The sequence below is a fragment of the Bacteroidota bacterium genome (assembly GCA_038746285.1).
Lineage (GTDB): Bacteria > Bacteroidota > Rhodothermia > Rhodothermales > JANQRZ01 > JANQRZ01.
Genome location: JBCDKT010000035.1, coordinates 33,537 through 41,166 on the forward strand (window position 1 = coordinate 33,537; position 7,630 = coordinate 41,166).

General features: G+C 70.0%; 5 protein-coding genes. 2 read left to right on the forward strand and 3 right to left on the reverse strand.

From position 1 onward, the window contains the following. Nucleotides 1–26 precede the first annotated feature (26 nt). On the forward strand, nucleotides 27–878 hold the full coding sequence (locus tag AAGI91_11950) for a DMT family transporter (protein ID MEM1043328.1): 852 nt from the start codon (nucleotides 27–29) through the stop codon (nucleotides 876–878). Here the strand turns inward: AAGI91_11950 and AAGI91_11955 are convergent. Further along, entirely contained in the window at nucleotides 864–1,898 is a 1,035-nt protein-coding gene (locus AAGI91_11955) for a glycosyltransferase family 2 protein (GenBank protein MEM1043329.1), read from the reverse strand. The genes AAGI91_11950 and AAGI91_11955 overlap by 15 nt on opposite strands. A 356-nt stretch (nucleotides 1,899–2,254) precedes the next feature. Between AAGI91_11955 and AAGI91_11960 the strand changes: the two genes are divergently transcribed. Beyond that, the gene (locus AAGI91_11960; protein MEM1043330.1) at nucleotides 2,255–4,237 is read left to right on the forward strand and encodes an ATP-dependent DNA helicase RecQ; all 1,983 of its coding nucleotides are present in this window, start codon (nucleotides 2,255–2,257) and stop codon (nucleotides 4,235–4,237) included. Here the strand turns inward: AAGI91_11960 and AAGI91_11965 are convergent. Together AAGI91_11965 and AAGI91_11970 are read right to left on the reverse strand one after the other, a co-directional pair. Continuing rightward, nucleotides 4,221–5,663, reverse strand: coding sequence for a choice-of-anchor B family protein (locus AAGI91_11965; GenBank protein ID MEM1043331.1), 1,443 nt, complete (start codon nucleotides 5,661–5,663; stop codon nucleotides 4,221–4,223). The two genes, AAGI91_11960 and AAGI91_11965, sit on opposite strands and share 17 nt — an antisense overlap. A gap of 170 nt (nucleotides 5,664–5,833) precedes the next feature. Next, the gene (locus AAGI91_11970) at nucleotides 5,834–7,333 is read right to left on the reverse strand and encodes a choice-of-anchor B family protein (protein MEM1043332.1); all 1,500 of its coding nucleotides are present in this window, start codon (nucleotides 7,331–7,333) and stop codon (nucleotides 5,834–5,836) included. Nucleotides 7,334–7,630: the final 297 nt, after the last annotated feature.

A 7,630-nucleotide genomic window follows, 5' to 3' on the forward strand; every position in this document is an offset into this window, starting at 1 on the left:
GAACGCCTCGCCGGGTCTGGCTCGCGTTGGCCTGTGGCATCATCTCGATCAGCTTCAGCGCGATCCTGGTGCGCTACGGCGCGGCGGCACCCGGCCTCGCCCTCGCTGCGTGGCGGACGACGTTCGCGGTGCTGCTCCTCGCGCCCGTCGCGCTGCCCCGCATCGGCCCCGAGGTGCGGCGCTTCGCCCGGCGGGACTGGACGCTGATCCTCGCGGGCGGCGTCTTCCTCGGGTTCCACTTCATCGCGTGGATCGAGTCGCTCTACCACACGAGCGTGGCGAGCGCCTCGGTCCTCGTCACGACGAGCCCGCTGTTCATCGCGGTCCTCGGCTACGCCTTCCTGCGCGAGCGCCTGACGCTGCGCACGACCGGGGCGATCCTGGTCGCGGTGGCCGGGGCGGTGCTGATCGGCGTGGGCGACGCGGGGGACGAGACGTTTTCGAACGCGTCGTGGGGCAACGCCCTTGCGCTGCTCGCGTCGCTCCTGATCTCGGGCTACCTCCTGATCGGGCGGGCGGTGCGGCAGCGGGTCTCGCTCCTGGCCTACCTCTTCCCGCTCTACACCGTCGCCGCACTCACCATCCTCCTCGTCGCCCTCGCGGCCGAGACCGACCTCGTGCAGCCGTGGCCGATCCTCGGGCTCTGCCTCGCTATGGCGGTCTTCCCTCAACTCGTCGGACACGGGGCGTTCAACTACGCCGTCAAGTTTCTCCCGGCCGCGCTCCTCGGGCTGCTCTCGCTCTTGGAGCCGATCATCGGCGCGGGGCTAGCTTACATCCTGTTCGACGAGGTGCCGGGGCCGCTCGCGTTCGTCGGCATGGTGGTCGTGCTCGCGTCCGTCGCCGTCGTCTTCGCGCCGCGCTCACGCTGGACCTAGCTGTCTAAACGCGGCCTCGGGCAAGTCGGCGAAGGTTTTCTGGCCGCGCAGGTGGTAGGCCGGGACGATGCTGCCGTCGTAGGGAGGGAGTACGAGGGGCTCGTCGTCGGATGGCGGCGTGTAGTGGCGGCGGAGCTTCCGAAAGTCGAAATGAGCGCGGCGGATGGCGCCTACCTCGCCGAAGCGGCCGGCCGCAGCGAAGCGGGCGGCGGCGGCGGTGTCGAGGGCGTAGCGTCCAGCGACGACGCGGCGGAAGTGGCGCGGCGGGAGGTGCTTCCAGAGGAGCAGGAAGCTGTTGCGAAAGTTGTAGTATGCCTTGCGCGGGCTTCCCTGCGGCAGCGACCCGCCGCCGATGTGGTAGACCGCGCTCCGGGGCTCGACGCGGACGCGCCACCCGGCGCGCCACAGCCGCCAGCACAGGTCCACTTCCTCCTGGTGCATCACGAAGCGCTCGTCCAGCAGACCGACTTCGTCGAGCGCGGCACGGCGGAGGAGGAGGGCGGCCCCCGTTGCCCAGAAGATGTCGCGGGCGTCGTCGTACTGCCCGGCATCCTGCTCCAGCGTCGTGAAGAGGCGGCCCCGGGCGAAGGGGTAGGCGTAGCGGTCGAGGAAGCCGCCGCTGCCTCCGGCGTACTCGAACCGCGTGCGGTCGTGGTACTGGAGCAGCTTGGGCTGCACGGCGGCGACCCCGCTGTCGCTTTCCATCGCCTCGACGAGTGGCGTGAGCCAGCCCGGTGGGACCTCGACGTCGTTGTTGAGCAGGCACACGTAGCGGCCAGTCGTATGCGGGACCGCCTCGTTGTTGCCCCGGCAGAAAAACCAGTTCTCCGGGTGCCGCACGACCCGGACCGACGGAAACGCCTCGGCTACCCAGTCCGCCGACCCGTCCGTCGAGGCGTTGTCGGCCAGGACGATCTCGAGGTCGGGGTAGTTCGTGGCGATGACCGACGGGAGGCACTGCCGGAGCAGCGGCAGCGCGTTCCAGGTGACGACGACGACGGAGACGCGGGGGAGGGGCATACGCGGGAGTGTGGGAGTGTGGGAGTGTGGGAGTGTGGGAGTGTGGGAGGCAAGAAAAACCACGAAAACTACCGAGGCCGCCGCGCTCTGCGCCAACGATCTTCCGCCCTTCCGCCCTTCCGCCCTTCCGCCCTTCCGCCCTTCCGCCCTTCCGCCCATCCGCCCATCCACTCCTGATCCCCGACCCGAGACACTCGACCTAAAAAACGCCGGCGCGGTTGGAAGGACCCCCCACCAAGGAAGCCTTCGCCGCGCCGGCTCGTCCCCAGAACAGTTGGGGACGTCGCTGTCATCTATCCTCAGGTACTAGACACGCAAGCGCCGGTGGCGTAACCTCTGCCCTCAACTTTTTTCCGATGCCGCGCCCTGAATCGCCTCCTGCTCAGCCTTCGCCTTCCGTCTCGCGGGACGACGCCGAGGCTGTGCTCCGCGCGCATTGGGGACACCCCAGCTTCCGCCCTGGCCAGGGCGAGGTCGTCGAGGCTGTGCTCGCCGGCTCCGACGTGCTCGCCGTGCTGCCGACGGGCGGTGGGAAGTCGGTCTGCTACCAGGTGCCGGCGGTGGCGACGGGGGGGCTGGCGCTCGTCGTCTCGCCGCTCGTGGCGCTGATGCACGACCAGGTGGCCGGGCTGCGCGCGCGCGGCATCGCGGCGACGTTCATCGACGGGTCGGTGCCCTACCACGAGGCCGAGCAGCGCTGGACCGACGCCGAGTTCGGTCGCTACCGGCTGCTCTACCTCGCCCCGGAGCGCCTGGAGACGGACACGTTCCAGGCCCGCGCCGAGCGCCTGCCGGTCACGCTTCTCGCCGTCGACGAGGCCCACTGCATCTCCGAGTGGGGCCACGATTTCCGTCCCTCCTACCTCCGCATCGCTGCCGCCGCCGACCTCCTCGGCCGGCCCCCCACGATCGCCGTCACCGCGACGGCGACGCCCCCCGTCCGCCGCGACATCGCCGAGCATCTCGGGTTACGCGAGCCTGCGGTTATCGTCCGGGGGTTCGACCGGCCGAACGTGGTGCCGAGCATCTTCCGCACCGAGCGTAAGCGGGCGAAGGCGCTGGAGATCATGGAGGCCGTGCCGGGCAGCGGAATCGTCTACGCCGGGACGCGGCGCGGGGCCGAGCGCTGGGCCGACGCCTTCGCGCAGGCGGGCGTCGGTGCCGAAGCCTACCACGCCGGGATGACCTTCGCCGAGCGCGCCGCCGTGCAGGAGCGCTGGCAGCAGGGCGCGACTCGCGTCATCGCCGCCACGAGCGCCTTCGGGATGGGGATCGACAAGCCGGACGTGCGCTTCGTGCTCCACGTCGAACTGCCGCCGACGGTCGAGGCGTACTACCAGGAGGCAGGCCGCGCCGGGCGCGACGGCCAGCAGGCCTACGCCGTCCTCCTCTTCGCCGAGCGCGACGTAGCCGCAGCGCGCTCGTTCGCCGCCGAGGGCCACCCCGATGCGGCGAGCGTGAGGTCGGTTTACGACGCCGTATGCAGCCTCGCCCAGATCGCGGTCGGGTCGGAGCCGGACGGGCCGGTCGGGATCGACGTGGAGGCGGTGTCAGAAGCGACAGGGCAGCCGGGACTTCGGGTGCGGGCCTCGGTCGCGGCGCTGGCGCGCGCCGGGGTGTGGGAGGTGCTCGCGCCGCAGGGGCACCGGGGCCTCGTCCGGTTTCCTCAGCCCGCCGAAGCCGTCCGGGCGTACGCCGACGGGCTGGGTAACGAAGCCCTGGCCGGGTTCGTCCGGGTGCTCCTGCGGAGTGTCCACGCCGAAGCGTTCAGCGCGTGGTCCGACCTCGACCTCCGCGCCCTCGAGCGCCGCACGGGGCTGGACCGCGCCCGCCTCCTGCGCGGACTCGACTTTCTCGGCGAGCACGGCCTCGTCGCCTACCACGCGCCGGGCGACGGGCTCCGCGTCGTCTTCGCCGGGCCGCGTGCGGAGCGGGTGCTGCTCGACGCGGACGCGCTCGGGGCGTCGCGCCACCGGGCGGCGTCGCGGCTGAACGACGTGGTACGCTACGCCCGCTCCGTCACCTGCCGCCGCCACTTTCTGCTCGGCTATTTCGGCGAACGGACTGGGACGCGCTGCGGCGCGTGCGACGTATGTCTCGGCCGCCACCGCCCCGCCGCCGTCACGCCCGAGGACGAACCGGTCCTCCGCCGGCTCCTCGCCCACGCCGCACGCGGCGACGACCGCGCCGGCTGGCTGTCCGGGGAGGGACTTCCGCCGCACCGCATCGACGGCCTCGCCGACTGGCTCGTCCACGAAGGCTACCTCCGCATCGACGACGTGCTGCAAGGCACCTTCGCACTGACCAAACGGGGCGAGAAGTTCAGCGCACGAGGGTGAGCGCTTGCGTGGCCCGGAACGTCTCGCCGGTGGCGCGGACCAGGTAGGCACCCGTCGGCAGTCCGGCTCCGTCGAGCGAAAAGGCCCGCTCCTCGCCGGCTCCCACCAGCCCGTCGTAGAGCACGGCGACCTCGCGCCCGAGCACGTCGTAGACCGCGACCGTCACCTGCTGCGCCGCGCCCACCGTGAGCGCCACCGTCGCGCGCGACGCGAACGGGTTCGGGTACGCCGCGAGCGCGATGCCGCTCTGCGGGGCCGCCTCCGTGTCCAGCGTCTGGCCGACCGTCGGCTGGAAGACGAAGAGGCCCCGGCTCCTGTCTGAGGCGATCACGATACCGCTCTCGAAGAACGGGTAGACGCCCCAGAGCGCGCCGTTGACGCCCTCCGGACTCGTGTCGAAGAAGGCGACTTCGGTGAGCGTGCCGCTGTCGATCTCGGACAGGTCGAGCATGCGGAAGCCCGCTCCGTAGTTGGCCTGGTAGGCGTAGTCGCCCTTGACGAAGAGATTGTGGTCGGTCGCTGCTGTCTCGGCCTCGTAGGCGAAGGCGAACTCGGGCTCGTCGAGGTCCGACACGTCGAAGACGAGCGTGCGGGTGTTGAAGCCGAACGTGCCCTCGTCGAACTCGTCGTTCATCAGGAAGTAGCGGCTGTCTTCGGTGAGCCACCCCTGGTGGGTGTAGGCCGCGTTGGGGTAGGGGGCAGAGGAGAGCGACTGCGGGTTCGCCTTGTCGGTCACGTCGACGATCTCGATCACGCCGTCGGTTCCCGCAGAGCCGAAGCAGAGTTCGCGCCCGGCGTATTCCGTGTCGGGGCCGTCGTAGGTGATGCAGTGGGCGTCGTGGAAGGCGTCGAACCTCGGCCGGTCGTAGCACCCGGCAAAAGTCGGGTTGACCGGGTCGCGGACATCGACGATGTGGAGCTCGCTGGAGCAGAGGCCGCCTCCAGGGAGCACGGGGAAGGCAAACCCGCTCTCGGTATCGAGCGTCAGGTTGTGGGCGCGGGATATCCCGTCGTACACCGCGTCGACCTCAAAGACCACCGGCGGATTCGCCACGTCGCGGAGCCTCGTCAGGTCGAAGACTAGCATGCCGGGCAGGCCCCCATCGTCCACTACGAACAGGTGGTTGGCGTAGACGCGCGCGTCTTTCCCCGCGTTGTTGGAGAGGCTGCCGATCTCGACTGGCGCCGTCGGGTCGCTGAGGTCGAAGAACGTCGTGCGGCTGCTCAGGAAAATGATGGCGTACTCGGTGCCAGTGTCCGGGTCGGTCCAGCCCCAGATGTCGGTGGCGCCCCGGTCGGTCGGCTGCGCGAGGAGGTCTACGTTCTGGCAGGGGTAGGCCCCCGCGAACCCGTCGACGCAGGGCGTGGGCTGCGCGAGCGCGAGCGCGGGGACGAGCAGCGCGAGGAAGAGGAGACCACGTTCCATGACGGCGGGGGCTGGGTGGAGGTGTCTGGATTTGCAAAGTAAACACAGCCCGCCTGCTAAAAGCAAGGGCACCGTGCGGTGCCCCGGTCCGGGACGTACCGGGCGGCACAGAAAAGCGGCGGCCCGGCACCTTCGCCGAACCGCCGCAAGGTGTTACGGGGAGGTGCAGGTTACTCGCCCGCGGTCCCGGCTGGCGAGCCCGAGGCCATGCCGCTGACAACGGGCTCGCTGAAGACGGTCATGCCGTCGGCGGTAACGGCGCGGAGGCGGAACGTCTGTTCCCCGTCGGCCACGTCCGCGGCGCGGAAGCGGTAGGTGTCGCGGTCCGGCGACCCTTGGACCATGCCGACCGTCGCCCAGGACGCGCCGCGCTGGTGCTCGATCATGAAGCGCTCGATCTCGGGCGCGCCGTCTGTCTTCCAGCTCAGGTCCACGGCGCGCTCGGCCGGGAAGGTCGTGAACGACGCGAGCGCGAGCGGCTCGGCGTGCTCCGGCCGCACGATGAAGAGGCCGCGCTGCATGTCGCTGATGAGCACCGTCCCGCTGTCGAAGTAGGGGAACGTGCTCCACGCACCGCCGAACTGCCCGCTGTCGTCCGTCGGGAAGGTGTCGAAGTAGGCCACCTCGTCGAGTTCAGCCTCGGCCACGTTCGTCGCATCCAGAACGCGGAGGCCGGAGCGGTAATTGGCCTCGTAGACCATCTCGCCGCGGATGTAGAGGTTGTGGTCGATCGCCGCCAGCTCGCTCATGTGGGTACCGATGAACTCCGGGGCGTCGAGGTCCGACACGTCGAAGATCAGCGAGCGCGTGTTGTGGCTGAAGCGCTGCTCGTCGAGTTCGTCGTTGGCGATGAAGTAGCGGTAGTCTTCCGTGAGCCAGCCCTGGTGCGTGTAGGCCGGGTTCGGATAGACCGCCTGCGAGAGCTCGACCGGGTTCTTGCGGTCGGTCACGTCGACGATCGTAACGGTGTCCTCGTTCGAGGCGAGGCAGATTTCGTGGCCGTCGTAGGGCGCGTCCGGGCCGTGGTAGACGACGCACTGCACATCGTGGGTGTAACCGTCGTCGCCGAAGCAGCCGGCGAAGGTGGGGCTCAGCGGCTCGGTCACGTCCACGAGGTGGAGGCCGCCGGAGCAGCCCTCGCTCTCCCGGTTGCCGACGATGATGGCGAGGCCGGTCAACTCGTTGAGCGCGATGTTGTGCACCTGCCCGACGCGGTCGTAGTGCGCGTCGGCGTCGAACTCGACCGGACCCTGGGTCGGGGCCACGTCGCGGAGGCGGGCCAGGTCGAAGACCTGCATGCCGTGCCCGTCGGCCTCGCTGACGATAAACGCGTAGTCGCCGTAAACCTTCATGTCGCGCCAGACAGTCGCCACCGTGTGAGTCGGTAGCTTGCCGAGGTAGACCGGCGTAGTCGGGTCGGAGATGTCCACGAAGGCCGTGCCGTCGGAGAGGCCCATGAGGGCGTACTCCTTGCCGGTGACCGAGTCGGTCCAGCCCCAGACGTCGTTGCCGGCCTGGGCGTTCATCGTCTCCAGCCCTACGTGAGACAGGAGCGTGACATTGCTGCACGGGTAGTCGCCCGCCATGCCCGTATCGTCGCAGGCGGTGAGCTGGGCCGAGGCCGGCAGGGCAGCGGCGCAGACGGCCGCGAGAAGAAAGAGGTAGCGCATGGGATCGGCGATTGGAGAAACCTGAGAGAAGGGCAGAAGCCGGCGCGTACGAGACGCGGCGCCGAGACGCGAGGCTTGCACGCGATGGCGCTTGAGGCGCACGCGCGCTTCCCCCTGTCAACGCAGCAGATCGGAAAACGTTGCGGCGGTGCCGAGCTAGCGGGCGATGACGATGCGCTGGGTCTCGGAGAACGTCTCGCCCACGGCGCGCACTACGTAGAGCCCCGCCGGGCGGCCCGACCCGTCGAAGACCAGCGAGCGCGCCGCCTCCGCCCCGAGCGCGCCCTCGAAGAGCGT